Source organism: Dankookia rubra, from assembly GCF_004355005.1.
GTDB lineage: Bacteria > Pseudomonadota > Alphaproteobacteria > Acetobacterales > Acetobacteraceae > Paracraurococcus > Paracraurococcus ruber_A.
The window spans coordinates 70,061-95,496 of sequence record NZ_SMSJ01000016.1; the positions used below are offsets into that span (position 1 = coordinate 70,061).

General features: G+C 72.4%; 25 protein-coding genes. 9 read left to right on the forward strand and 16 right to left on the reverse strand.

Features of this window, described 5'->3' with window-relative positions; translation table 11 throughout:
• Positions 1 to 58: 58 nt before the first annotated feature.
• From E2C06_RS14380 to E2C06_RS14390, 3 genes are read right to left on the reverse strand one after another with little or no spacing between them, the layout of a single operon-like run.
• Complete coding sequence (locus tag E2C06_RS14380; protein ID WP_133289299.1) at positions 59 to 511, reverse strand: hypothetical protein; 453 nt, start codon at positions 509 to 511, stop codon at positions 59 to 61.
• Entirely contained in the window at positions 508 to 1,887 is a 1,380-nt protein-coding gene (locus tag E2C06_RS14385; protein ID WP_133289300.1) for a sensor histidine kinase, read from the reverse strand. The genes E2C06_RS14380 and E2C06_RS14385 overlap by 4 nt, the downstream gene beginning before the upstream one ends.
• Positions 1,874 to 2,551, reverse strand: coding sequence for a winged helix-turn-helix domain-containing protein (locus E2C06_RS14390; protein WP_133289301.1), 678 nt, complete (start codon positions 2,549 to 2,551; stop codon positions 1,874 to 1,876). The genes E2C06_RS14385 and E2C06_RS14390 overlap by 14 nt, the downstream gene beginning before the upstream one ends.
• Positions 2,552 to 2,707: 156 nt before the next feature.
• Here E2C06_RS14390 and E2C06_RS14395 point away from each other — a divergent pair, with 156 nt between their 5' ends.
• Positions 2,708 to 4,162, forward strand: a complete 1,455-nt coding sequence (locus E2C06_RS14395; RefSeq protein ID WP_133289302.1) for a DegQ family serine endoprotease — start codon at positions 2,708 to 2,710, stop codon at positions 4,160 to 4,162.
• Between the two features lie 51 nt (positions 4,163 to 4,213).
• Here the strand turns inward: E2C06_RS14395 and E2C06_RS14400 are convergent, their stop codons facing one another.
• From E2C06_RS14400 to E2C06_RS14410, 3 genes are all read right to left on the reverse strand, one after another.
• Complete coding sequence (locus E2C06_RS14400; protein ID WP_165982392.1) at positions 4,214 to 5,095, reverse strand: alpha/beta fold hydrolase; 882 nt, start codon at positions 5,093 to 5,095, stop codon at positions 4,214 to 4,216.
• Between the two features lie 459 nt (positions 5,096 to 5,554).
• On the reverse strand, positions 5,555 to 6,136 hold the full coding sequence (locus E2C06_RS14405; protein WP_133289304.1) for a malonic semialdehyde reductase: 582 nt from the start codon (positions 6,134 to 6,136) through the stop codon (positions 5,555 to 5,557).
• Between the two features lie 144 nt (positions 6,137 to 6,280).
• Complete coding sequence (locus E2C06_RS14410; protein ID WP_133289305.1) at positions 6,281 to 7,843, reverse strand: hypothetical protein; 1,563 nt, start codon at positions 7,841 to 7,843, stop codon at positions 6,281 to 6,283.
• A 107-nt stretch (positions 7,844 to 7,950) separates the two neighbouring features.
• Between E2C06_RS14410 and E2C06_RS14415 the strand changes: the two genes are divergently transcribed.
• The 3 genes from E2C06_RS14415 to E2C06_RS14425 all read left to right on the forward strand — a co-directional run bounded on the left by E2C06_RS14415 (position 7,951) and on the right by E2C06_RS14425 (position 11,336).
• Positions 7,951 to 8,508 (forward strand): GNAT family N-acetyltransferase, encoded by a 558-nt coding sequence (locus E2C06_RS14415; RefSeq protein WP_133289306.1) that lies wholly within the window; start codon positions 7,951 to 7,953, stop codon positions 8,506 to 8,508.
• A gap of 19 nt (positions 8,509 to 8,527) precedes the next feature.
• Entirely contained in the window at positions 8,528 to 10,102 is a 1,575-nt protein-coding gene (locus E2C06_RS14420; protein WP_133289307.1) for an acyl-CoA synthetase, read from the forward strand.
• A 61-nt stretch (positions 10,103 to 10,163) separates the two neighbouring features.
• Positions 10,164 to 11,336, forward strand: a complete 1,173-nt coding sequence (locus E2C06_RS14425) for a Bcr/CflA family multidrug efflux MFS transporter (RefSeq protein WP_133289308.1) — start codon at positions 10,164 to 10,166, stop codon at positions 11,334 to 11,336.
• A gap of 58 nt (positions 11,337 to 11,394) precedes the next feature.
• Here E2C06_RS14425 and speE read toward each other — a convergent pair whose 3' ends face one another.
• From speE to E2C06_RS14470, 9 genes are all read right to left on the reverse strand, one after another.
• Positions 11,395 to 12,258, reverse strand: a complete 864-nt coding sequence (gene speE, locus E2C06_RS14430) for a polyamine aminopropyltransferase (RefSeq protein ID WP_133289309.1) — start codon at positions 12,256 to 12,258, stop codon at positions 11,395 to 11,397.
• Positions 12,259 to 12,333: 75 nt separating this feature from the next.
• Positions 12,334 to 12,789: an adenosylmethionine decarboxylase gene (speD, locus tag E2C06_RS14435; protein WP_133289310.1), complete on the reverse strand. Its 456-nt coding sequence runs from the start codon at positions 12,787 to 12,789 to the stop codon at positions 12,334 to 12,336.
• A 155-nt stretch (positions 12,790 to 12,944) separates the two neighbouring features.
• The gene (locus tag E2C06_RS14440; protein ID WP_133289311.1) at positions 12,945 to 15,872 is read right to left on the reverse strand and encodes a hypothetical protein; all 2,928 of its coding nucleotides are present in this window, start codon (positions 15,870 to 15,872) and stop codon (positions 12,945 to 12,947) included.
• The gene (locus E2C06_RS14445) at positions 15,872 to 16,483 is read right to left on the reverse strand and encodes a protein phosphatase CheZ (protein ID WP_133289312.1); all 612 of its coding nucleotides are present in this window, start codon (positions 16,481 to 16,483) and stop codon (positions 15,872 to 15,874) included. The genes E2C06_RS14440 and E2C06_RS14445 overlap by 1 nt, the downstream gene beginning before the upstream one ends.
• A complete protein-coding gene (locus E2C06_RS14450; RefSeq protein ID WP_133289313.1) occupies positions 16,476 to 16,856 on the reverse strand; it encodes a chemotaxis response regulator CheY in 381 nt (126 codons plus the stop codon). Before E2C06_RS14450 ends, E2C06_RS14445 begins: the two co-directional genes overlap by 8 nt.
• Before the next feature lie 36 nt (positions 16,857 to 16,892).
• Entirely contained in the window at positions 16,893 to 17,525 is a 633-nt protein-coding gene (locus tag E2C06_RS14455) for a MotE family protein (protein ID WP_133289314.1), read from the reverse strand.
• Positions 17,525 to 17,947, reverse strand: coding sequence for a DUF6468 domain-containing protein (locus E2C06_RS14460; protein ID WP_133289315.1), 423 nt, complete (start codon positions 17,945 to 17,947; stop codon positions 17,525 to 17,527). The genes E2C06_RS14455 and E2C06_RS14460 overlap by 1 nt, the downstream gene beginning before the upstream one ends.
• A gap of 4 nt (positions 17,948 to 17,951) precedes the next feature.
• Complete coding sequence (gene fliM / locus E2C06_RS14465) at positions 17,952 to 19,010, reverse strand: flagellar motor switch protein FliM (protein ID WP_133289316.1); 1,059 nt, start codon at positions 19,008 to 19,010, stop codon at positions 17,952 to 17,954.
• Positions 19,007 to 19,507: a flagellar basal body-associated FliL family protein gene (locus tag E2C06_RS14470; RefSeq protein WP_165982393.1), complete on the reverse strand. Its 501-nt coding sequence runs from the start codon at positions 19,505 to 19,507 to the stop codon at positions 19,007 to 19,009. Before E2C06_RS14470 ends, fliM begins: the two co-directional genes overlap by 4 nt.
• 205 nt (positions 19,508 to 19,712) lie before the next feature.
• Here E2C06_RS14470 and flgF point away from each other — a divergent pair, with 205 nt between their 5' ends.
• From flgF to E2C06_RS14495, 5 genes are all read left to right on the forward strand, one after another.
• The gene (gene flgF / locus E2C06_RS14475) at positions 19,713 to 20,447 is read left to right on the forward strand and encodes a flagellar basal-body rod protein FlgF (protein WP_133289318.1); all 735 of its coding nucleotides are present in this window, start codon (positions 19,713 to 19,715) and stop codon (positions 20,445 to 20,447) included.
• Between the two features lie 17 nt (positions 20,448 to 20,464).
• On the forward strand, positions 20,465 to 21,250 hold the full coding sequence (flgG, locus tag E2C06_RS14480; RefSeq protein WP_133289319.1) for a flagellar basal-body rod protein FlgG: 786 nt from the start codon (positions 20,465 to 20,467) through the stop codon (positions 21,248 to 21,250).
• 8 nt (positions 21,251 to 21,258) lie between these two features.
• Positions 21,259 to 22,200, forward strand: coding sequence for a flagellar basal body P-ring formation chaperone FlgA (flgA, locus tag E2C06_RS14485; protein WP_133289320.1), 942 nt, complete (start codon positions 21,259 to 21,261; stop codon positions 22,198 to 22,200).
• Positions 22,200 to 22,925, forward strand: a complete 726-nt coding sequence (flgH, locus tag E2C06_RS14490) for a flagellar basal body L-ring protein FlgH (protein WP_133289321.1) — start codon at positions 22,200 to 22,202, stop codon at positions 22,923 to 22,925. Before flgA ends, flgH begins: the two co-directional genes overlap by 1 nt.
• 136 nt (positions 22,926 to 23,061) lie before the next feature.
• On the forward strand, positions 23,062 to 23,787 hold the full coding sequence (locus E2C06_RS14495) for an SOS response-associated peptidase (RefSeq protein ID WP_133289322.1): 726 nt from the start codon (positions 23,062 to 23,064) through the stop codon (positions 23,785 to 23,787).
• Positions 23,788 to 23,943: 156 nt separating this feature from the next.
• On the opposite strand, the gene E2C06_RS14500 is transcribed toward E2C06_RS14495, so the two are convergent.
• On the reverse strand, positions 23,944 to 25,368 hold the full coding sequence (locus E2C06_RS14500) for a M20 family metallopeptidase (protein WP_133289323.1): 1,425 nt from the start codon (positions 25,366 to 25,368) through the stop codon (positions 23,944 to 23,946).
• Positions 25,369 to 25,436: the final 68 nt, after the last annotated feature.

Here is a 25,436-nt window from a genome sequence, read left to right on the forward strand (position 1 = left end):
CGGCCGGTTCGGCTTGCTGTCTGCAAAGCAGTTGTGCGCCTGCCGGCGGTTCCGCCCTTCAGCGGCTCGTCCGCTGCCCCCCGCGCCATTCCTCCACCAGCTTTCGCTCTTCCACCAGGTCACGCTGCAGGTCGCGGAGCGTCCGCTCGCGCTCGGCAAGCCGGCGCTCGACAGCCTCGAGATCCGGCCGCCGCTCCGACGGCGTTGCCACCGGCGCGGACATCGGGGCCGCCGCCACGGCGGGCTCCCGCCGCGGGGCGGCAGTGCGGCGAACCGGGCGCGGCCTTGGCATGGGCGGCGGGGTCCAGGCCGGCGCAGCGACGGCGGCACGCCCGGGCAGGAAGCCGATATCCGGCTGTAGTTCCGGGGCACCGCGTCGCAGCCGGTCGAAATCCGCCATGGCCTGGCTGACGATGTCGCCACCCGGCCCGGTCTGCAACGGCCAGAGCTGTGCCCGTGCCTCCCCCGCCGTCAGCAGCCCCAGGGCGAGCAGCGTGCCGGCCCGGATCATGCCGTCACCGCCGGCATCTCGAGCGTCACCCGCAGCCCTGGCCCGGCCTCGCCCAATGTCAGCGCCATGCCGTGCAGGTCGGCGACCGCCTTGACCAGGGCGAGCCCCAGGCCGGTCCCGGGGGTTGCCCGCGCAGCATCCAGCCGGTGGAAGCGGCGCAGCACCGCCTCGCGTGCCTCCGCCGGAATGCCAGGCCCGTCATCTGCCACTGTCAGCACCACACCACCTGCCGGCCGCGCCGTGAGCTGGACGTCGATCCGACCGCCGGAGCGTCCGTGCTTCACCGCATTGTCCAGGATATTGGACAGCATCTGCGTTACCAAATCCCTGTCGCCCAGGATCGATAGTCCTGGCGGCACGTTCACCTGAAGCGTCTGGCGCCGAGCCTCGGCCGAGGGCGCATGCACCTCCGTCACGGCTTCGACCACGGCGGAAAGGTCGAAGGGGACGAAGGCGGCGCGGCGGGCGCCACTCTCGGCCTGGGCGATCCGCAGCAGGGCGGCGAAGACGTCCAGCATCTGTTCCGCGTCGTGGATCGCGCCCTCGGTCGTGGCGCGCCAGGCAGCATCGCCTTCCGCCGTCCGCAAGGCTGATTCCAGCCGCTGCCGCAGCCGACTGAGTGGCGTCCTCAGGTCGTGCGCGATATCATCGGTTACCTGCCGCAGCGCCTGCATCAACCCCTGCACCCGGTCGAGCGTGGTGTTGATCCGCCGCGCCAGCCGGTCGAATTCGTCGCCGCCGTGCCGCACCGGCAGGCGGTGGCCGATCTCCCCGGCCTCCACGCGGGCCAGCGCCGCGGCCATGGCGCTGGCCCGCCGCGTCACGCCGCGCCCGATCAGCAGCCCGCCGCCGAGGCCGAGCAGCAGCGCCGTCCCGCCGACCCAGCCCGCGGCCGAGAGCAGGAAGCCCTCCAGCTGCCGCACCGGCGCCAGGTCCCGACCCACCACCAGGAAGCCGCCGCCCGGCAGCGCGGTGCCGAGCGCCAGCAGCGCGGTGTCCACCCCGGCGCCGGACACCTGCAATCGCTCCCAGCCCGGCGCCTGGGGCGTGGTGGCGAGGTTGCCGGCCAGCCTGCGGCCATCCGGCGCCGCCAGCAGGAAATATTGGGTGCCGCTGCGGTCGGCCGCCATCCGCGCCTCGATAGACAGTGCGACGGAGGCCGGCCCGCCGAGCCGCACGGCCTGGACCAGCACCGCCGAATCGCGCTCGACCTCCTGCGCCAGCTGGCGCAGGGCGAAGCCGGTGGTCGCCCACCAGGCGACGCCCGAAAGCGCCAGCGTCCCCAGCAGCGTCAGCACCAGATGCAGCAGGGTGATGCGGAAGGCGGTGCTCCCCCACCAGCGCGGCCGGTCACCGGCGGGATCAGTCGGGGGCACGGAGGCAGTAGCCGGCGCCGCGCATGGTATGGATCAGCGGCGGCGCGCCCTCGCGGTCCAGCTTGGCGCGGAGGCGGCTGATATGCGTCTCCACCACGCTGGTCTTGGGGTCGAAATGGAAATCCCAGACGGCTTCCAGCAGCATGGTCCGCGTCACCACCTGGCCGGTGCGACGCATCAGGTATTCCAGCAGGCGGAATTCGCGCGGCTGCAGCTCGATCCGCTGGCCGGCGCGGGTGACGCTGCGCTTCAGCAGGTCCATCTCGAGGTCGGCGACGCGCAGCACCGTCACCTCGGCGCTCATGGGCGGCCGCCGCGCCAGGGCGTTCAGCCGCGCCAGCAGCTCGGCGAAGGCGAAGGGCTTGCCGAGGTAGTCGTCGGCGCCGGCCTCCAGCCCCTCGACCCGGTCGCCGACCCCGGCGCGGGCGGTCAGGAACAGCGCCGGCGTCCGCACCCCGGCCGCCCGCAGCGCCCGCACCAGCCCGAGCCCGTCGAGCTTCGGCAGCATCCGGTCCACCACCAGCACGTCGTAGGTGCCGTCGCTGGCCAGGAACAGGCCTTCCCGCCCGTCCGCGGCGCGGTCCACCGTGTGCCCGGCCTCCGTCAGGCCGCGTGCGACATAGTCGGCGGTTTCCGCATCATCCTCGACGACCAGGATCTTCAACGCGCCCTCCCGGCTCCGGCCCCGGATTGATGTAGCGCGAAGCGGCGGCAGCGGTCCCATACGGATCGGTATGGTTCGGGCGAGGCTGCGGGCAACTGGCGGGTGGCCTGATGGCGCCATGCCGCCCGACCGGGTGGCCTTTCCACGGAGGATCGCATGCCCACCCCGAATCGCCGCATCCGCACCCTGGCCGCCGGTGCGCTGGCGCTGGCCCTCGGCACCACCGCGCTGACCCCCTTCGTCCTGCCGGCCGATGCCCAGACCGCGACGGGCACCGCCATCGCCCTGCCCCGCCCGGCCGGCCCCGACTTCGCCGACCTCGCCGCCCGGGTCGGCCCGGCCGTGGTCCGCGTGACGGTCACCGGCCATGCCGAGGCGCAGCAGGTCGCCGACCTGCCGCCCGAGCTGCGCGGCACGCCCTTCGAGCGGTTCTTCCAGCAGCAGCAGCGCCCAGGGGCCAACCAGGGCGCCAAGCCCCGCCGCACCATGGGCCAGGGCAGCGGCTTCATCATCGACCGCGCCGGCTACGTGGTGACCAACAACCACGTGGTGGGCGAGGCCGATACGGTGAAGGTCGAGCTGGCGGATGGCCGCGAGCTGCCGGCCAAGGTGGTCGGCACCGACCCGAAGACCGACATCGCCCTGCTGAAGATCGACGCCGGCGGCGACCTGCCGACGGTGAAGTTCGGCGACAGCGACCACCTGCGCGTCGGCGAATGGGTGCTGGCCATGGGCAACCCCTTCGGCCTCGGCGGCACCGCGACCTCAGGCATCGTCTCGGCGCGCGGCCGGCAGATCGGCGCGGGCCCCTATGACGACTTCATCCAGACCGACGCCTCGATCAACCCCGGCAATTCCGGCGGCCCGCTGTTCAACACCGCGGGCGAAGTGGTCGGCGTGAACACGGCGATCTTCTCGCCCTCCGGCGGCAATATCGGCATCGGCTTCGCGGTGCCTTCGGCGCTGGTGCAGGGCGTGGTGGCGCAGCTGCAGCAGAACGGCCGGGTGGAGCGCGGCTGGCTCGGTGTCTCCATGCAGAAGCTGGACAACGAGCTCGCTGGCGCGCTGTCGATCAAGGATGCCAAGGGCACGCTGATCGGCGGCGTCGAGAAGGACGGACCGGCCGCCAAGGCCGGGGTGCAGCCGGGCGACGTGGTCACGGCAGTGGGCGACCGGCCGGTGGCGCAGCCGCGTGACCTGGCGGAAGCCGTGGCCGCGGTGAAGCCGGGCGGCAGCGTCACCCTGCACCTGCTGCGCGACGGCAAGCCGATCGAGCAGAAGGTCACCCTCGGCCAGGCGCCGGATACGCGGGAGGCACGGGCGACCGGCGAGGAGCGGCAGGCCCAGGGCAATCTAGGCCTGGCTCTGGCCCCGAACCGCGGCGGCGAGGGTGCCGTCATCGCCGAGGTGCGGCCGGACAGCGCCGCCGCCAACCAAGGGCTGCAGACAGGGGATGTTATCCTCCGCGCCGGCGACCGGACGGTGAAGGGCCCGCGCGACGTGGTCGAGGCAGTCGGCGCGGCGCGGAAGGACGGCAAGGCGGCCATCGCGCTGCAGGTGGAGCGTGACGGTGGCCGGGCCTTCCTCGCCCTTCCGCTGAAGGCGTCCTGACCAACCGGCCGGGGGGGGACGGCTGCGGCCGTCCCCCGGCCCCGCGCCGCGTCAGCGGCGCGCATCGCCCTCCGCCGCCAGCCATGCCTCCGCGGCCTGGTCGGCGCCGGAGGGCAGCGGCGCGCCTGGCTGGTCCAGCCAGGCGAGGATGTCGCCGATCACCACGGCCCGGCCACGGTCGCGCAGCAGCAGGTGGTGCCCCTCGCGGTAATAGGCGACCCGGCGGTCCGGGCTGGCGGGCATGGTCGCCAGCAGCCGCCGCAGCGGGTCGGGCGGCACGATGCGGTCCTTCGCCCCGTACAGCACCAGGGCCCGCGGGGCGAAGCGGGTCGCCGCATCCAGCGCCTGGTCCATCAGGTCGACCAGCCCATAGACCAGGTCGACGCGGAACTCCTTCGCGGTCAGCGGGTCGCGCGACCAGCGGCGCATGGCGTCCTCGTTGTCCGAGGGCGAGAAGCCCGGCGCCGCGCCGCTGAAGCCGACCGCGGGGATCAGCCGGGAGGCGATCTCGAGCGCCGTTCGAGAGACCTCGCCCATGCTCGCACGGCCGCGCACGCCGGGGGCTGAGAGGATATAGCCGACGACCGGCAGCGCCGGGTGGCGGGTGGCCAGGACGAGCGCGACGGCGGCGCCCATGCTCTCGCCCAGGACAAAGACCGGGACGCCGGGATGCCGGGCCGCGAGCAGCGCGACGACGGCGGTGCAGTCGGCCACCAGCGTCGGGACCCCGGGCCAGAGTCCGCGGTTGGGCGCCGCCCCGAAGCCCCGCTGGTCATAGGCATAAAGGGCCACGCCATGGCTGGTGAAGGCCGGGGCCGGAATGTCGAAGGCGTTGCGCGAATAGTCGCCGAAGCCGTGCAGGCCGAGGATGACGAAGCGGGGCGCCCTCTCTGGCAACCATGCGGAATAGGGCAGTTCCCTGCCGTCCGACATAGTGAAGCTTCGCGTCGACAGGACAGGACTGCCGACTTCCGGGCCGGCGGGCATGACCACCGGCACGCAGCCGCCCAAAAGCAGGGACGAGGCCGTGGCCGCGCCGGCAAGGACCTGCCGCCGCCTCATCGGCGATCCGCCAGGGCAAGGCGGCCCGGCTGCGTTGCCCGCCCGCGGCCATCGCCGGCCGTCCCTGGAGCGGCCGCGGCGCTGGCCCGACCCGTCGGGACCGGCCGTCGCCCGGCACGCATCCCAGGCACCGGGCGGTGCCCCGGCGCAGGCATGGCGCCGGCCATGTCGCAGGTCACCGAGACCATCGCGCGGCCGATCATTCCGTCCGACGGTGCTCCGGGGCCGCCATCCGCGGCGGCGCGCCGGCAGTCGCGCTGCCCGTCGCCCCGGCAGGCCTCGGCGCCAGCGCGGCACCGGCAGCCGCTCGCCAGATCATGGCAGGGCTCCTCAGGCGATGCTGCAGGCTTCCTCGAAGGGCAGCCGCGGCAGCTTGCCGAAGACGCCGCTGGGATCGCCATGGCCGAGGTTGCAGAGGAAATTCGACTTCACCGTGGTGCCGGCGAAGAAGGCCTCGTCCACCTTGGCTTTCTCGAAGCCGGACATGGCGCCGACGTCGAGCCCGACGGCGCGGGCCGCCAGCATCAGGTAGGCGCCCTGCAGGGTGCCGTTGCGGAAGGCGGTCTCCTCGGCCAGAGCCGGGCTGCTGGTGAACCAGGACCGGGCATCGGCATGCGGAAAGAGCGTCGGCAGCTTCTCGTAGAACATGGTGTCGATGCCGATGATCACCGTCACCGGCGCCGACATGGTCTTCTCCAGGTTGCCGGAGGAAAGCGCCGGCCGCAGTCTCTCCTTGCCCTCGGGCGTGGTGACGAAGACGAAGCGGGCGGGCGAGCAGTTGGCGGAGGTCGGGCCCATCTTCAGGATGTCGTAGAGTTGGCGCAGCTCCGCCTCGCTCACCGGCTCCGGCTTCCACTTGTTGTGGGTGCGCGCGGTGAGGAACAATGCGTCGATGGCGGCCTGGTCGATCATTGCGGTCTCCATGTCTCGGCCCGGAGGGCGATGCGGCATATGACCGCCCTCCCCTCGCTTTGGCGAGAGGGTGGCACTGCCGCGCTCGCCGCCCCGGGGACGGGACTGCCCACGCAGCGGGCGCCCGCTGCCCCGGCCCTGGGCTCAGCGCAGGTCCAGCCGCACGCCGTCCGGCAGGGTCGGCGCGAATTCCGCCAGCTTGCGCCGCAGTTCCGCCTCCGCTCCCGGCTCGGTCGCGTAGAAGGTCACGGTGTCGCCGGCCGGGGCGATGCGCGGACCGGACAGCCGCAGCTCGGCGACCCGGACCCAGGATTCGGGCACGCCCTCGAACCACCAGGGATAGATCATCGCCAGCCGGATGCCGTGGCGGCGGACCATCGCCTCCATCCAGGGGCCGTCCTTGTGCTTCTGCCGCAGCGCCTCGTTCGAGGCGAGGCCGAAGAGGTCGAGGACATAGAGCTTCGGATCGACTTGGTAGCTGACCCAGCCGAGGTCGTTCACCGCGATGCCCTGCCGCCAGTAATCGGCGACGAAGCGGTGCATCTGGTAATGCTGGTCCTGAATGTTCTGCGCGGCGCGGGGCGATTGCAACGCCGCCGGCGCCTGCGCCGCGGCGGCGGCCAGCAGCACCGCGGCCCCGGCCATGCGCCAGGTCCGGGAGGCGCTGGCCAAGGCCACCGCCAACACCATGGCGCCGAAGAGCAGCGCGTAAACCTCGTAGCGGTAGAACCAGCCGAAGCGGCCAACCAATGCGTGCAGGCCGAGCGCGGCGACCGCGCCGGCCAGCGGCCAGCGCTGCACCGGCGGCGCCCGCAGCGTCAGCGCCGCGAGCAGGACCAGCAAGGCCAGGTAGGGCCAGCGGCGCGGATGCCGCAGCAGTTCCAGGGAGGCATTCGAGACCAGGGCGAGGACGGGCCCGAGCACGCCTTCCGCCCCGGCATAGACATCCGACTTCGCCAGCACCGAGTTGGGCAGCGGCGGCAGGCCCTGCGCCGTAAGCCAGGCACCGAAGCCGACGGGCAGCGCCAGCGCGGCGACCAGCAGCCCGGCCGCCGCGGCCCAGCGCCGCTGCCCGGCCAGCGCGATCATCAGCGCGCCGACCAGGGCGAACATCTCGTAGCGCACCGCCGGGCCGGTCGCTGCCGCAGCGAGGCACCAGAGGGGGATCGGGCGGCCGCGCATCGCCTCCGCCAGCCCCCAGGCGCAGGCGGCGGCGAGGAGCACCTGCAGGCTGTGCTCCATGCCGGTGAAGGGCAGCCCGGCCAGGTTGCCGGCCAGGACCAGCAGCACGACCAGCGCGATCCGCGCCCAATCGGCACCGGGGGCCCAGGGCAGCCGGTCCACCAGCCGCCCGAGCAGCACCGCGTTCGCCGCGCCGCAGGCCAGGGCGATGCCGAGCGGCAGCCAGACGTGCCAGGTGGTCCCGACGCCGGGCACCAGCAGGAAGGGCCAGAGGATTGAGGAGGACGGGGCCGTCACCTCGCTTAGGTTGATGCCGTAATGGCCCTGCGCGATCCGCTCGGCCAAGGCCAGGTGGATGTAGGGATCATCGAGCGTATAGCCGATCCGGCCATGTGGCAGGGCCAGCATGCCGAGCACGATGCCGAGGACGAGAAGGCCCCAGAAACCAAGCGCAAAGGCCGCAGCGGGGACGGTGGTCGTGGCCAGCCCGCGCGGGGGCGCGGCCGCAGCGCGCGACAAGGACATGGGCAGCATTCCCTGGATGTACGGATTAGCTACGCGTGAAATGCTGCAGATGCGAAGCCAAGCGCGGCCGAAAACTTCGCGATACGAATATTTAGGGAATGCACGACATGACTGTTCGCGCCGCCGGCGAAACCGACCCGCCCGGCATCCTGGCGATCTACAATGAGGTCATCCGCACTTCGACCGCGGTCCAGGCCGACGATCCGATGCCGCCGGCCGACCGCGCCGCCTGGTTCGCCGGACGGCAGGCGGAGGGCTACCCGGTGCTGGTGGCCGAGGATGCGGCGGGCATGGCCGGCTTCGGCGATTTCCGTGCCTGGCCGGGCCATCGCCATACGGTGGCGCACAGCCTGGACATCCGGGCGAAATGCCGCGGCCGCGGCGGGGCGCTGGTGACGGCGCTCTTTCCGGTGGCGGAAGGCCTCGGGAAGCACATGATGATCGCCGGGGTCGATGCGGCGAAAGCCGCCTCGATTGCCATGCATGAGCGCCTGGGCTTCGGGCGGGTGGCGCATCTCCGTGAGGTCGGGCGGAAATTCGACCGCTGGCTGGACCTGGTCTTCCTGCAGCGCCTGCTCGGCGCGCCGCAGTCATTGCGAAACCCACAAAAACAGCTTGGGGTGCGGGGGAATACCTTTCCCCGGCCTGGCTTTCTTGCTTCTTGAGGCCAGGAGGAATCGTCGAATGGGTCCCGCCACCGCCATGAATCTCGGCCGCCTGCTCACCCAGACGGCGCGCCGCGTGCCGGATGCCGTCGCGCTCGTCTGGGGCGAACAGCGCTGGAGCTTCGCCGAGCTCGATGCCCGGGTCGATTGTCTCTGTGCCGCGCTGCGGGCGCGCGGCATCGGCAAGGGCGACCGCATCCTGACGCATAGCCGCAACGGCAACGCGATGTTCGAGATGATGTGGGCCGCCTTCAAGATCGGGGCGGTCTGGGTGCCGACCAATTTCCGCCTCACCCCGGCCGAGGTCGGGTACCTCGCCGAGACCTCCCGCGCCCGGGCCCTGCTGCGCGACCGCGGCTTCTCGGCACATGCCGACGCCATCCGCGCCGCCGGGCATTGCGAGCTGGTCCTGGCGATCGGCGACGCGCAGGGCGAGGACCTCGACTACGAATCGGCGCTGGCGGCCGCGACGCCGCCGCCGCCGGACCACGAGGCGGATGTGGAATACGGCGATCCGGTCTGGTTCTTCTACACCTCCGGCACCACCGGGCGGCCCAAGGCGGCGGTGCTGACGCATGGGCAGATGGCCTTCGTCGTCACCAACCACCTGGCCGACCTGTTCCCCGGCGTGACGGAGCGCGACGCGTCGCTGGTCCTGGCGCCGCTGTCGCACGGCGCCGGCATCCACCAGCTCGGCCAGGTGGCGCGCGGGGCGCGGACCGTGCTGCTGCCGACCGAGCGGTTCGACGTCGAGGAGGCCTGGCGGCTGGTCGAGGAGCACGGGGTGACCAACATGTTCACCGTGCCGACCATCCTGACCGCGCTGGTCGAGCACGATGCGGTCGACCGCTACGACCATTCCTCGCTGAAGCACGTGATCTATGCCGGGGCGCCGATGTACCGCGCCGACCAGAAGCGCGCGCTGCAGAAGCTCGGCCCCTGCCTCGTGCAGTATTTCGGCCTGGGCGAGGTCACCGGCAACATCACCGTCCTCCGGCCGGACCAGCACAGCACCGAGGACGACGAGAGCTTTCCGCTCGGGTCCTGTGGCAGCGCCCGGACCGGCATGGACATCGCCATCCTCGGTGAGTCCGGCGCCCGCCTAGCGCCGGGCCAGACCGGCGAGATCTGCGTCCGCGGCCCCGCCGTCTTCGCCGGCTATTTCGAGAATCCGGAGGCGAACGAGAAGGCCTTCCGGGGCAGCTGGTTCCACACCGGCGACCTCGGCCACCTGGACGCGCGGGGGTTCCTGACCATCACCGGCCGGGCCTCCGACATGTACATCTCGGGCGGCAGCAATGTGTACCCGCGGGAGGTGGAGGAGGCGATCCTGACCCACCCCGCGGTGCTGGAATGCGCCGTGGTCGGACTGCCGCACCCTCGCTGGGGCGAAAGCGGCGTCGCCGCCGTGGTCGCCCGACCCGGCCATCAGGTGACCGAAGGCGCGGTGCTCGCCCACCTCAACGAACGCCTGTCCCGCTACAAGCAGCCGCTGCGCGTGGTGGTCTGGGACGCCCTGCCCAAATCCGGCTACGGCAAGATCCCGAAGCGGCTGGTGCAGGACCGGCTGCGGGAGGAAGGCATCGGCTTCTGACCGGGACCGTTTGGAGCCGGGGGCCATGGTGCAGCGCAACATCGGGTGATAAGCCCAATGAATGCTCCCGCGTCCCTGGCTGCTGCCCCTGATCCTCGGCGCCATGTCGGCCTTCGGGCCGCTGGCCACCGACATGTACCTCCCGGCCTTCCCGGACATCGCGGCCGGGCTGCCGGCCGACCCTGCCGCGGTGCAGGGCACGCTGGCCGCCTTCTTCGCCGGCATGGCGACGGCGCAGCTCGTCTACGGGCCGCTGGCCGATCGTCTCGGCCGCAAGCCGCCGCTGCTGTTGGGGCTGGCGATCTTCAGCCTGGCCTCGCTCGGCTGCGCCACCACCGCCGATGTCGCGACGCTGACCTGGCTGCGCTTCGGCCAAGGCCTCGGTGGCTGCGCCGGCATGGTCATGGCCCGGGCCATCGTCCGCGACCTGGCGGAGGGGCATGCGGCGATCCGGCTGATGGCGCAGCTCGGCTTGGTGCAGGGGCTGGCGCCGATCCTGGCACCCTCGATCGGCAGCGCGTTGCTGGGCTTCGGCAGCTGGCGGCTGATCTTCTGGGTGCTGGCGGCCTATGCCGCGGCGCTGGCAATCGTGGTGGCGCTGGCACTGCCGGAGAGCCTCGAGCCGGAACGGCGCCGGCAGGACGGGCCGGCGGCGATCATCCGCACCTATCTGCGGCTGCTTCGGGATCGGCACTTCCTCGGCCACACGCTGGCGGCGGTGCTGCCGCTGGCCGGGATGTTCGCCTATATCAGCAGCTCGCCCTTCGTCTACATGGAGCTGTTCGGCGTCTCGCCGCAGCGATACGGCCTGTTCTTCGGGGTGAATGCCTTCGGCATCATGATCGCGGCGCAGAGCGTCGCCCGTCTTGCGAAGCGGGTGCCGCCGGCGCGGATGCTGCGCGCGGCCCTGGCCTGGATGTCGCTGGCCGGGGCCGCCCTGCTGGGCGCGGCGACAACCGGGCTCGGCGGCTTCGCCGCGATCGCGGCGCTGGTCTTCGGCTATGTCGCCGGCATCGGCGCGGTGATGCCGCTGGCGACGACGCTGGCGATGGGCCCGCAGGGGCGGCATGCGGGCAGCGCCTCCGCGCTGATCGGCACGCTGCAATTCGGCGGCGGCGCGCTGGCCGGTGCGCTGGTCGGGCTGCTGCATACCGGCACGGCGGTGCCGATGGCGGCGGTGATCGCCGCCTGCGGGATCGCCGGGCTGGTCGCGCTGCGGGTGCTGGTCCGCTGAGCCGGCCCGCGACCGCCGCGGGTGGGAACCACCCGCGGCGTGAATCGCTAGCCCGAACCTACTTCGGCAGGTGCTCGGCGATATAGGGCGGCAGGTTGAAAGCGCCGCAATGGATCTCCGGCGTCCAGTAGCGCGTCGTGCCCAGGATGCCGGCAGCCGCGGCCCGCGCCCGGATCTCCTCGACCGCCACCGCGCGCAGCGCCGCATCCTTCGCCGCCCAGCCCAGCGTCATGAAGCCGCCGACATAGGTCGGCACCGCGGCGACGTAAGCAAAGACGTCGGCAAAGGACTTCCTGCGGCGGAGCGAGGTTTCGCGCAGCTCCTCGGCCTGCATGAAGGGCACGCCGCACTGGTTCACCACGAGGCCGCGCGGCGTCAGCAGGCGGGCGCAATTGGCGTAGAACTCGTCGGTGAAGAGCACCTCGCCGACGCCGATCGGGTCGGTGCTGTCGACGATGACGACGTCGAAGGAGGCATCCGGCGCCTGCTTCACGTGGTCGATGCCGTCGCCGACGATCACCTCGGCGCGCGGATCGCTCCAGGCCTCGCCGGCGATCATTGGCAGGTGCTGCTTGGCCAGGCGGATCACCTCGCCATCTATCTCCACCATGACGGCGCGCTCGACGCCCTTGTGCTGCAGCACCCGCCGCAGCACGCCGCCGTCCCCGGCCCCGATGATCAGCACGCGCTTCGCATCGCCATGCGCCAGCAGCGGCACATGGGTGAGCATCTCCTGGTAGACGAACTCGTCCGCCTCGGTGATCTGCACGACGCCGTCGAGCAGCATGACGCGGCCGTGCGTCTCGCTCTCGAATATCATGATGTCCTGGAAGGCGCTCCGCACCCGCGCAAGCTCGCGCTTCACCAGGAAGCGCTGACCCCAGGCGCCGTAGAGCGTCTCGTTCACCCACGAATCGGTCACGGCACAGCCACCCTCAAACAGGAAAGGGCGGGACCTCGCGGCCCCGCCCCTGGAACCCGCATGCTTCGATCGATATCAGCCGACCAGGCCGCGCTTGTGCTCGGCGAGCTGGACGCGGCCGGGCTGGAAGCCCTTCTTCAGCACCGGGATGGCGAGATACGGGTTGCACTCGCCACAGACGAAGATGTCGAGCGCCGCATAGTCCCGCTCCGGCCAGGTGTGGATGGAGACATGGCTTTCCGCCAGCACCAGCACGCCGGAGACGCCGCTGTTCGGCCCGAAATGGTGGAAGTGGCCGTGCAGGATCGTCGCACCGGTGGCCACCGCCGCCTCGCGCAGCACGTCGTCGATATGCTCGGGGTCCGCCAGGTTGGTGGCATCCCACAGATCTATGATCAGATGCGTGCCAGCGAATTTCACGCCGTCACGACTGACAAAGTAATCCTTGGCCTCGCTCGCCGAGGTTGCAGAGTTCTGGGCTTCGCTCGGGAGCTGCTCCGAGACCATCCCCAGTTGGATAAGAGCGTCCATCGGGCTCCTGTTCCCACCAGTAGATGACCGGGGTGATCGGGGATCGATCAGGTCAATGGCGGCGGCATATGGGGCAAGGGGGGGTAGGACGCAAGCCATTTTCTGCGCAGCACGGCCGAAAATAATGCCGCTCTCCCCCGCGGGGGACGCGGGACTCAGCGTGTCAGCGACGCTCCTGCCCGCAATGCCTCCAGCCGCGACGGCAGGTTGCGGAAAAGCTGCAACTCACGCTGCAGCCGAGGCAGGTCGGCCAGGCCGCGCAGCGGATCGACGGTGAGCAGCCGGAAGGCCTCCGCCGGCGGTCCCTCGCCCATCCGCGCGCCGGCCGCATCCCGCAGGGCAGCGAGGCCGGACTCGTCACCGGCGAGGGCCAGCAGCGACGCCTGGCGCAGCAGCAACCGGCGCTGTGCGTCGTCGAGCGGCGCGGGCGATGCCGGCAGCGCCGCGCCGATATGCGCATCAAGCGCCGCCGCGGCACCGGCCCAATCCGCCTGCTCGGCCAGCAGCTGCGACAAGGCCTCGCCGCCCGCCGGACCCAGCGCACGCAGCGCGGCGATCGCCTCCGCCGCGCGGCCGAGCCGCGCCTCGGCGCGCGCCGCCAGCACCGCGCGATCGCGCTGCATCGCGGACGGCATGTCCGCCGTAGCGCTGCCGGCCAGTGCCGCGAGCGTGCCGGCGGCATCGCCTTCCTCGAGCCGCAATGCGGCCAGCCGCAGGCCGAGCGCGCTCCGCGAAACGCCGCTGGCCTGCTCCATCGCCTGCCGCAGCAGCGTCGCCGCGCGATCGCCGAGGTCCAATCCCACCAGCCGCTCGACCAGCAGCTGCACCGCCGCCTCGCCGCGCTGGTCGACCGGCAGCAGCGCGGGATAGGCGTCGAACAGCGCGACCGCCGCGAGCGGCGGTGCATCGGCCAGTGCCGCGAGGAAGCTGTCGCGCAGAGCCGGCTGCAGCGCCGCGGCATGCTCTGGAACCATCGTCGCGGTTTCTTGCAGCAGGGCCAGGGCGCCGCGCCCATTGCCGGATTCACGTCGCAGCGCGGCCAGGCGCAGCCGCGCCTCGAGCTCGGCCGCATCGCCACGCCAGGCGAAGAGAACCGCTTCCAGCGTCTTGGCCGCCTGGGCGGCATCCATCCTCCCGCTGGCCAGGCGCAATTCCACCGCCCGGCGGATCGCCCGCGCCCTGGACTGGCGGTCACGGCCGGCGGCAACGGCGTCGTAGCCGGCCAGAGCCTCCTCCGCCTTGCCTTCCGTCTCCGCCAGGATGGCGCGCGACAAGGCGAGCCCCTCCGCGGCCGGACCGGCGGCGGCGAGGAGCCGGCCGAGCGCCGCCGCATCCCCCGATTCGGCCAGCGCCAGCGCAGCTCGCGGCAACAGCCTGGCCCGCAGCGGCTCGGGGTAGGCCAGCAGCAGCGGCAGCGTGGCGGAGAAACCGGGGCCGGCCAGCCGCCAATCGCCCTGCGCCGCGGCCAGGGCGGCGCGCCAGAGCACCGCCTCGTCACTCTCGGCCAGGCCCGGGGCGGCCAGCGCCGCGGTCTCGCCCAATCGGCCCGCCAGCAGCGCGGCGGCGGCCGAAAGGGCGGTGTAGCGCGGGTCGGCCCCGGCGCGCGGGTCCTCGGCATAGCCGAGCAGCAGCATCGCCTGGGCCTCCTGCGGCAGGCCGAGCGCCAGCAGCGTCTCTCCCGCCGCCCGGCGCTGCGGCATCCGGCCGAGCGGCGGGGCACCGGCGATCCCGGCCTGCAGGCTCTGCAGCCGGGCGAGCAATTCGGGCACCGGTTGGGTCGGCAACTCGAAGCTGCGGGTCATCGTCGGGCCGGCGTCGGCACGGGCGACATCCACATCCAGCGCAAGCCGCGTGCCGCCCGATGCGGTCAGCAGGAAGCGGCCATTGCCCGGCTGCAGCGCGATGCCGTCCGACCGGGCCAGCACCGCGACGCCGAGCGTCGTGGGCGGCAGGTCGAGCTCGGGCAGCCGGCGGCCAATCGGCACTGCCTCCCGCCCCTCCCGCAACGTGCCGACCAGCAGCGGCAGGCCGGTTTCGGGATCGGTGACCGGGACGACCCGACCGGGAGCGGCGGCGGTCAGCACCAGGCGCGGCGGCGGACCGGCTTCGGCCTGGGTTGCCAGCACCGGTCCGGGCGGCCCCGCCTCGGCCGCGGTGCGGACGGCTTCGAGGACCCAGCCGGCGGCCTCTCGCCTCGCACGCAGCTGGGCCGGCGCCGCCAGCGGCAGGCGGAGCAGGGTGGCCCCCGGCAGCGCCTCAGCGCGCAGCCCGCCAAAGACCGGGTCGCCGCGCAGCGGGACAAGGTCTGGCGCGGCGGCGGTGTCGAAGACGGCCAGCACCTCCTCTCCCCGCCGCAGCAGCGCGGCGCCGGTGCCGGCGGCAAAGGGCAGCTGCAGCGCAGGCACCCGGTTGGGCATCGCCAGCAGCCGCGCCGGCAGCGACGCGGGCGGCAGCGCGGCGACGGACGGCGCGGCGGCGGTCGGCGGGACGGCAGGCGACGGGGCAGCGGGCGGCGGCTCCGGTCGCGACGCTTCGGCGCGCGGCGGCTCGGGCGAGGCAGCCGGCGGCGCGTCAGCAGGTCGGGCTGGGTGCGGCCGGACGGGTGGGATCTCGGCCGCCACCGGCCCGGAGCCGGCGCCCGGAGCTGGCATGGGAGGCTTCGCGCCCCCCGGCTTCAGCCTCGGCTCCTGCTTGGGGGCTGGTCTGGAGGCCGGCCCGGAATCGGCCCGCGCGTCCTGCCGCGCCGGCTCGGCCAGCGGGTCGAGCAGGTCCACCACCACCCTGCCCCCGAGCCGGAAATGCCGTGCCGTGGCGCGCGGACGCAGGGTCAGGCGGATGCCCTCCCCCTCCGCCACCGCGGCCAGCAGGTTGCGCGGCAGCTTTCGCGGCAGCTGGAACTCGGTGCCGGGTGGAAAGCGCAGCAGCACCTGCTCGCCCTGCTGGTCGAGGCCATAGGCGGGCGGGGCGGGCCAGTCGAAGACCAGCCGTCCATGCCCGGGATGGTCGCCGGCACGCACCGCCACGCGTTCCGCCGCGGCAAGACCCGGCAGGACGGCGAGCGTGAAGGCCAGCGCCAGGCGCATCAGTCGAAGCTGGCCAGCAGCCGGTCGACCTCGGCCTGCGAACTCGCGGCCGCCGGCAGCTGCGGCCCATTCGCCAGCCGCTCGCCCTCGGTCCGGCCATCCTCCGCCGGGCCGTCGCCAGGCACGGCATCCGCCTCCAGCTGCCGGGCGAAGGAGGCGGTGACGGCGGCGACCCGCGTCTCGATCGCCTTCAGTGCGGCGACCACCTTGCCGATGCGCTGGCCGGTGATGTCCTGGAAGCTGCAGGCCTCGTAGATGCGGGTCACGGCGGCAGCGACCGTTTCCGCCGCGGCACCCGACAGCGTCGCCTGCAGCGCCTCCAGCGTCTCGCAGCTGTCGAGGATCTCATTGGTTGCCTCGGCGGTGTGCTCGACCACCGCGTCCAGCTCGTCGGTCGCCGCCGGGATATGGCTGTGGTTGATGTCCTCGACGCGAAGCGCGGCGATCTCCGACTTGGCGCGCATCACCTCGCGGCCCAGCGCCTCCAGCTCCGAGAGCAGCGCCGCCTCGGTCACCGTCATCGCGCCCGAAAGGCTGCCGAGGACGGCACGCACCGCTTCCTCGATCCGGTCCTGGCCGGGCCCGTCCTGCGGGATGTCGCCGTCAGGCATGCGCCATCACCTTCTCGATCTTCTCGCGCAGCGTCTCCGCATTGAAAGGTTTGACGATGTAGTTGGAGACGCCGGCTTGCTTGGCGGCGACCACGTTCTCCGTCTTGCTCTCGGCGGTGATCATGATGAAGGGCGTGTCCTTCAGCCGCGCATCGGCACGAACTTCCTTCAGCAGGTCGAGCCCGGTCATCGGCTGCATGTTCCAGTCGGAGATCACCAGGCCGAAGCTGCCGGCGCGAAGCTTGGCCAGGGCCTCCTGGCCGTCGGTGGCTTCCTCGACATTGTCGAATTGAAGCTGCTTGAGCAGGTTGCGGATGATCCGCAGCATCGTCTTGTAGTCGTCGACGATGAGGACGTTGGTGGACTTGTCCATGGGCGGCCTTTGCCTTCTGGTGGCGGGGGTTGCGGGTCAGTCGGCGGGACGGGCGCGGTGCCGTGCCAGCTCGGCGGTGATGCTGCGGGCGCGTTCTGGCTTCATGGCACCGAGCACGGGGGCTGCCTTGCGCTCCCCCATCCGGTCGAGGATCTGCAGCAGCACCGGCGTTTCCAGGTCGTCGAAAATCGCTGCGGCGTCGCGCGGGCGCATACCCTCGTAGAGCTTGACCATCTGTCGCCAGCCGGCCGCCTCGCGCTCGCTCAGCCGCTGGTCGAAGGATTGCAGCCGCTGCTGCAGCGCGCCCAGCTCCTCGATCCGCTGGGCAATGCGCTTCTCGGCCGCGGCGATGACCATCTCGCGCGCCGCGATCGCCTGGTCGCGCGCGTCGAGCTCGCCGCGCCGGGCGCGCAGCTCTTCCAGCACCGCACGCTCCGCCTGTTGCTCGGGCGAAGGCGCCTCGGGCGGCACCGGCTGTAGCGGGCGGGCCAAGGTCGGGGACGGCGCCGCGGCACGGGCGGCGGCCGAAGGCTCGCTGCTGGCCCGCGCCGAGGCCACCAGCGCCAGGACCGGCGCGGGGGCGGGCGACGGCGCGACCAGCGCCTGTAGCTTGGTGGCCAGCAGCAGCGCCATGGCGGCCAGTGCGGCGGGCAACAGGCGCGGGCGCATCAGCGGCCCACCCGCAGCGCGCGCAACAGCGCCCGTTCCGCCTGGCTGCGGCCCGCCTCGGCGGGCGCAGCCTCGGCGGCCGGTTCCGGGACGGCGGGCCGGGCGGCGCGCACCGCCGCTTCCAGCCGGTCGGCCATGACTTCGGCGCGTTCCACCAGGTAGCGCAAATCGTCGCGCAGCGGCTCGGCCGCCGCCAGCTTCTCGGCCAGTTGCCGCCCGCCGCCTTCCGCCGCGGCGCGCAGCCGGATGGAGGCGGCCTCGGCCAGCCGCGTTGCCTCACCAAGGTTGCCCGCGCTGCCGTCCAGCGCCGCGCGGTCACGCCGCACCCCGGCCAATGTGCGCTCCAGCCGGAGCACCAGGGGCAGTGCCGCGACCAGCAGCAGGATGACGACGCATTGCAGCGCCCATTCGATCCAGCCCATCGGCTCAACCCCCTTCCGGCTGCCTGCGGAGCGCGCGACCGATCCGCACGGCGAGGCGGTTCTCCCGCCGGCCCAGCTCGGCCTCGAACAAGGGGACCTCGCCGCAGCGGAGCATGACCGGCGCGCCGGGCGCGACGTTCAGGGTGATGCGGTCGCCGCGCTGCAGGGACATGACCGAGGCCAGCGGCATCGCCTGCTCGTCCAGCACCACGTCGAGCGCGAGCTCGGTATGCCGCAGCTCCTCGGCCAGGTGGGTCTCCCAGATGCTGTCACGGCCGAATTTCTCGCCCATGAACTGTTGCAGCAGCAGCTCGCGCACCGGCTCCAGCGTCGCGTAGGGCAGCAGCAGCTCGATCTTGCCGCCGCGATCCTCCATGTCGACGCGCAGGCGGGACAGGATGCAGGCATTGGACAGCCGGGAGACGGCGGCGAAGCGGGGATTCACCTCCAACCGCTCGAAGCGGAAATTCGCCGGCGAGAGCGGGCTGAAGGCGTCCGAGAGGTCCTGCAGCACCACGGTGATCAGCCGCTCCACCAGCGTGCGCTCTATGGTGGTATAGGGCCGGCCCTCGATCCGCATGGCGGCGGTGCCGCGGCGGCCGCCGAGCAGGACATCGACCACCGAGTAGATCAGCGCGGAATCGACCACCAGCAGGCCGTAGTTGTCCCACTCCTCGACCTTGAAGACGGCCAGCATGGCGGGCAGCGGAACGCTGTTCAGGTAGTCGCCGAAGCGCAGCGAGACGATGCTGTCGATCGAGACCTCGACGTTGTCGGAGGTGAAGTTGCGCAGGCTGGTCGAGAGGATGCGGACCAGCCGATCGAAGACGATCTCCAGCATCGGCAGGCGTTCGTAGGAGACCAGGCCGGCGCTGACGATGCGCTCGATGCCGGTCTGGTCCTCCTGCTTCGCGTCACCGCCGCCGAAGCCGAGCAGGCTGTCGATCTCGGCCTGGTTCAGGACGCGCGCGGCATCCGGCGCCGGGGCGGCTTCCGCGCTGCCCTCCTGCTCCAGCGCCTCGCCCCAGGCGGCGGCGAGATCGTCGTCTTCGGCGCTGGTCATTGCAGCAGGATCTCGGTAAAGAGGACATCGGTGATACGGGCCGGCGCCGCGGCCAGGCTGGCGCGGGCGATCAGCTCCTCCCGCAGCCGCTGGGTGCCGGCGCTGCCGCGCAGTTCCTCCGGCCGCATCTCCCGCAGGTAGGTGGCATAGAGGTCAAGCAGCCGCGGCATCGCCGCCTGCACCGCTGCCGCGTCCTCGGGCTTCGACAGCTCCAGCTTGCTGCGAAGCCGGATATAGGCGGCGCGGCGGCCGGTGGCGTTCATGTTGGCGACGATCTCCGGCATGTCGAAGAAGACCGGCGCCTGCGCTGCGGCCGGTGCGCCCTCGGTCCCGGCGTGGTGCTCCCCGTCGCCCTTGCCCAGCATCTTCGGCAGAATGCCGCTGAACCAGAGGCCGGCACCGATCGCGGCGAGCATGACCGGCACGGCGAGCAGCAGCAGCTTGCGCTTGCCCCCCTTCGCCACCGCCACGTCAGATCCGACCGCCTTCGACGACATCCCGCACCTCGCCCCTTGGCGGCGCATCCTGCCCGCCGGGGCTTAAGAAAGCCTTGCGGCGGCAGGGCTGGCCGGGCGGGGCGGCAAATCCTGCCGCGACCGGCAGGTACGGCCGGGCGCGGGGCGCCCCGCGGCTGGCATGGCGGTTGCGCTGGGGGCGGCATGACCAGGCGCCAGGACGGCGCCGCCCGCATGGGGACCCCGCATGGATACGCCCGGCTATGTCATCCTCTCCCGCCTCGGCGCGCAGCAGCGCGCGACGCAGGTGCTGGCGAACAACCTCGCCAATACCGACACGCCGGGCTTTCAGGCACAGCGGCCGATCTTCGCCCGCTTTCTCCCGCCCTCCCCGCCGGGCAGCGGCGGGCAGACGGTGGCCTATAGCCTCGACCGCGCGACCTGGCGGGAAACCCGCCCCGGCCCGATGACCACCACCGGTAATCCACTGGACGTCGCCCTGCGGGGGGAAGGCTATTTCGTGGTCGAGAACGCGGCGGGCGAGGAACGCTTCACCCGCGCCGGCCGCTTCACGCTCGGGCAGGATGGCCGCCTGATGGATGCCGACGGCAATGCGGTGCTCGACACCCGCGGCTCTCCCATCACGCTCGGCCCCGCCGACAGCCGCATCGAGATCCAGGGCGACGGCACCATCCGTTCGGAGAACGGCGCCATCGGCCAGTTGCGGGTGGTGCGGTTCGAGGCGCCGCAGAAGCTGCGCGCGGAGGGCGACCGGCTGTTTGCCACCGAGGAGACGCCGCTGCCGATGGAGCGCCCCGGTGTTGTCCAGGGCGCAGTCGAGGGCAGCAACGTCAACGCGGTGATGGAGATGGTCCGCATGACCGAGGAGGTCCGCGAATTCCAGAACGCCGTGACCTTCGCCGACCGCGAGGGCGAGCGGCTGCAGACCGCGGTCGAGCGCATCCTGCGCAAGCGCAGCTGAGCCGGAGGCGACCGACCATGCGCTCCCTGCAGATCGCCGGCACCGGGATGCTGGCGCAGCAGACCAATGTCGAGGTCATCTCGAACAACATCGCCAACATGAGCACCACCGGCTTCAAGCGCCGGCGGGCGGAGTTCCAGGACCTGCTCTACCAGAACATGCGCCGGGTCGGCTCGCAGAGCTCGGAGAGCGGCAGCATCCTGCCGGCCGGCGCGCAGGTCGGGCTCGGCGTCAAGACCTCCGCGATCTACCGCATCGGCGAGCAGGGCAGCCTGCAGCAGACCGAGAACCGCTTCGACCTGGCGGTGCGCGGCAACGGCTTCTTCCAGGTGCAGCTGCCCTCCGGCGAGACCGCCTTTACCCGCGACGGCACCTTCGGCCTTTCGGCGGAAGGCCAGATGGTCACCGCCGAGGGCTTCCTGGTGCTGCCCGGCATCACCATCCCGGCCGCGGCGCGCGACGTCACCATCAATGCCGCCGGCGAGGTGCTGGCGAAGATCGACGGCCAGGTGGCGCCGCAGAATGTCGGCCAGATCCAGACCGCGATCTTCGCCAACGAGGGCGGGCTCGAGGCGATGGGCGAGAACATGCTGCTGGCGACCCCGGCCTCCGGCCAGGCGCAGCTGGCAGCGCCGGGGCAGCCGGGGCATGGCCAGGTGCTGCAGGGCTTCATCGAAAGCTCCAACGTCAACGTGGTGCAGGAGATCACCAACCTGATCACCGCGCAGCGCGCCTACGAGATGAACAGCAAGGTCATCACCGCGAGCGACGAGATGCTCTCGACGCTGTCGCGGATGCGGTGAGGCGGCCGATGCGCGCGCTCCTGCTCCTCTTGGCCCTCGCCCTGCCCGCCGCGGCGCAGGACATGGCAGGGCCGCGGCCGCTCGCGGTGGTCGAGGACGCGACCCTGCGGCTCGGCGACATCTTCGAGGGCGCCGGGCCACGCGCCGCCCAGCCGATCGGCGCGGCGCCGGCGCCGGGCCGGCGGCTGGTCATCGAGGCGGCGCAACTTGCCGCGCTGGCGCGGGCGCATGGGCTGGCCTGGCGGCCACTCTCGGCGCAGGAGCGGGTCGTGGTGGAACGGCCCGGCGAGATGCTGCAGCGGGAGGAGATCGCCGCGGCGCTGCGGGCCGAGCTGCTGCGGCTCGGCCTCGACCCGGAGGCGGAGCTGGATCTCGGCCCGCTCGCGCCGCCCATGCTGCCGGCCGGCGCGGCACGGCACCTGGCGGTGGAAGGCGCCAGCCTCGGCGCCGCCGGCGGGCGCTTCGGCGCGACGCTGGTGATCATGGCGGACGGCATGCCGGTGCAGCGGCTGCGGCTGGCCGGCCGCGCGATGCCGACCCTGCCGGTGGTGGTGGCGACGCGGCGGCTGGCGCTCGGCGACGTGGTGGGACCGGGCGATGCCCGGCTGGTGCGGCTGCGCGCCGAACGGGTCCGGCCAGGGGCCGCGGAGCGGCTGGACCAGGTGCTCGGCCAGCAGCTGCAGCGCCCGCTGGGGTCCGAGATGCCGTTCCAGCGCGGCGACCTCGCCGCCCCGGCGCTGGTCGGCCGCAACACGCTGGTGACGATGGTGGTGGAGGCGCCGGGGATCGCGCTGACCGCCCAGGGCCGGGCGCTGGAAGCGGCGCCGCGCGGCGGACTGGTGCCGGTGATGAACCTCGGCAGCCGGACGGTGGTGGAAGCCCAGGTTACCGGGCCGGGGCGGGTCCGGGTGACAATGGGCGCCACGCCGCTGCGGCAGGGGATCGAGTGATGCGCGCACTGCTGCTGCTGCTGCCGCTGGCGCTGCTGTCGGGGTGCGGGACGCTGGAGCGCCTGTCCCGCGTCGGCCGGCCGCCGGAGCTCTCCGCAGTGCGGGACCCGACCGCCGAGCCGGGCTATCGGCCCGTCGCCATGCCGATGCCGAGTCCGCTCGACCCGCCGACGCCGGCGAACAGCCTCTGGCGGCCGGGCAGCCGGACCTTTCTGCGCGACCAGCGCGCGGCCCAGGTCGGCGACCTCATCACCGTGCTGGTCAGCATCGACGACCAGGCGCAGCTGCAGAACCGCACCCAGCGCGCCCGCACCGGCGCCGACGCCATGGGCATGCCGCAGCTCTTCGGCATGCAGACCCGCTGGCTGCCGAAGGCGGCGAGCCCGGACACCCTGGTGAGCGCCTCCGGCAGCCAGACCACGGACGGCAACGGCACGGCGAAGCGGTCGGAGACCGTCACGCTGCGGCTGGCGGCGACGGTCACGCAGGTACTGCCGAACGGCAACCTTGTGGTGAACGGCAAGCAGGAGGTGCGGGTAAGCGCCGAGATGCGCGAGCTGTCGGTACAGGGCGTGATCCGGCCGCAGGACATCGCCAGCGACAATACCATCCGGCACGACCGGCTCGCCGAAGCCCGCATCGCCTATGGCGGCCGCGGCACGCTGTCCGACATCCAGCAGCCGCGGCTGGGCTCGCAGCTGCTCGACATCATCCTGCCATTCTGAGCGTCACGGCACACGCATGCCATCCGAACGGTGGCGGGACGCCGCCCGCCCGCGGCGGCACCGGCCCCCAGCCGGCCGGGCAGATTCACGGCCCCGGACGGTTCCGCGCCCCGGCGATCTGCCGTAATCCTCGGGGATGTGCGGACGCTACTTCCAGCAGCGCGGCCCGGCCTCGGTCGCGCGCTACTTCGAGACGGTGAACCCGTTGCCGAATTTCGCGGCAAGCTGGAACCGCGCCCCGACCCAGGATGCGATGGTGGTGCGGCGCCACCCGGAGACCGGTCTGCGCCACCTCGATGCGCTGCGCTGGGGGTTGGTGCCGCGCTGGGCCAAGGATGCCTCCGGCGCCGCCAAGATGATCAACGCCCGGTCCGAAAGCGTCGCCGAGAAGCCCGCCTTCCGCGAGGCCTTCCGCAAGCGACGCTGCCTGGTCACCGCCGACGGCTTCTACGAATGGCGCACCGACGGCAAGTCGAAGCAGCCCTATGCCGTCGCGCTGGCGGATGGCGCGCCGATGGCCCTGGCCGGGTTGTGGGAGGGCTGGCGGGCGCCGGACGGCGGCATCCTGCGGACCTGCACCATCGTGACGACGGATGCGAACGAGAAGCTGGCGGCGATGCACCACCGCATGCCGGTGATCCTGCCGCGCGATTCCTGGGGCCGCTGGCTCGGCGAGGACCCGGCCGAGGCGGAGGACCTGCTGGCCCTGCTGCGCCCCTGCCCGCCGGAGATGGTCGCCGCCTGGCCGGTGACGCCGCGGGTCAACAAGGTGGCGGAGAACGATGCCGGCCTGCTGGCGCGCGACCCGCTGGCGGTGGCCCCGGCGGGGCTCGACGATGCGCCGCCGGAATTCGCCGAATAGGCAGGGCCAGGGAGGAAGTATCCTCCCGTTGGACGCCTTTGGCGTCCAACCCTCCTATATTTCTCAGAGTCGGCGCTCGCTGCGCGGCGGGTGCCAAGCCCGCGAGAAACTAAGGTGGGGTTTGGGGAGGAAATGCTTTCCTCCCCAACCTTGCTTTCAGGCCGCCGTCGACATCCCGAAGGGCGGCTGCACGTCGGGCGACAGCACCGGCTCGTAAGGCGCGCCCTCGGTCCGCGCCGCCAGGTCGGCCTTGGCGGCCTCGACCAGCGCCGGGTCGCGCAGGCAATCCACCGCGGTGCCGGCCATCACCTTGGCCACGTGCACCATGCCCTTGTGCGCCGCCGGCAGCATGCCCTGCGCGGTGAGCTGCCAGGAATGACCCGGCGTGCCGATCGCATAGGTGGCGCCGCGCGCCTGCACCGTCGGCACCACCCAGGACACGTCGCCCACATCGGTGCTGCCCACCATCGGCGCGCCCTTCAGGTCGAGCGGCACGACGACGTCGCAGAGCGGGACGCCCTTCCGCACCGGCAAGCCCATCTTGCGCCAGGCGGCGGCGATGTCCTCCTCGCTCAGGGTCGCCTGGAACTCGGCGGCCTTGTCGCGGTCGGCCTCGTCGAAGGGCGGCGGGCCGAGGCGATCGAGGTTCGACTGCATGGCGCGCTCGAGCGGCAGGTTGCCGAGCAGGTTGGAGACGCCGCTGACCACCTTCGCCTCGACCCTGGTCTCGGTCATCAGCGCGGCGCCCTCGGCGATCTTCCGCACCCGCTCGATCAGCCGGCGCAGCTCGACCAGGTCGCGGGCGCGGATGAGGTAGCGGACCTTCGCGGTCGGCTGCACCACGTTCGGCGCGACGCCGCCGGCATCGAGGTAGGCATAGTGGATGCGGGCGTCGGAGGGCATGTGCTCCCGCATGTAGTTGACGCCGACATTCATCAGCTCGACCGCATCGAGCGCGCTGCGGCCGAGATGCGGCGCCGCCGCGGCATGGCTGGCGCGGCCCGCGAAGCTGAAGTCGATCCGGGTATTGGCCAGCGACAGCGCTTCCTGCACCGCGGCGAAGGCGGCGGGGTGCCAGGAAATGGCGATGTCCACATCCTTGAAGGCGCCGTCGCGCACCATGAAGCCCTTGGCGGCGCCGCCTTCCTCGGCCGGGCAGCCGTAGTAGCGGACCCGGCCGGGCAGCTTGTTGGCCGCGAGGTAGTCCTTGACCGCGGTCGCCGCGAGCATCGCCGCCGAGCCCAGCAGGTTGTGGCCGCAGCCATGGCCGAAGCCGGGGCCGGGCAGCGGTCGCTGCTCGGCAACGCCGGCCTCCTGCGACAGGCCGGGCAGCGCGTCGTACTCGCCGAGGATGGCGATCACCGGACCGCCCTCGCCCGCCTCGCCCATCACCGCAGTCGGGATGTCGGCGACCTTCTCGGTCACGCGAAAGCCCTGTTCGCGCAGCATCGCGGTGTGCTCGGCGCAGGACCGCGTCTCGGTATAGGCCAGCTCCGGCATGTGCCAGACGCGGTCCGAGAGGTCCTCGAACTCGGCCTTACTGGCATCGACCAGGCGCCAGATTTCCTCGGTATTCTGCATGCTTGTCTCCCAGACGCGGCTTCACCCGAAGCCGGTGCCCTGTTTGTCCCTGGCCAGGCCTGCCGAGG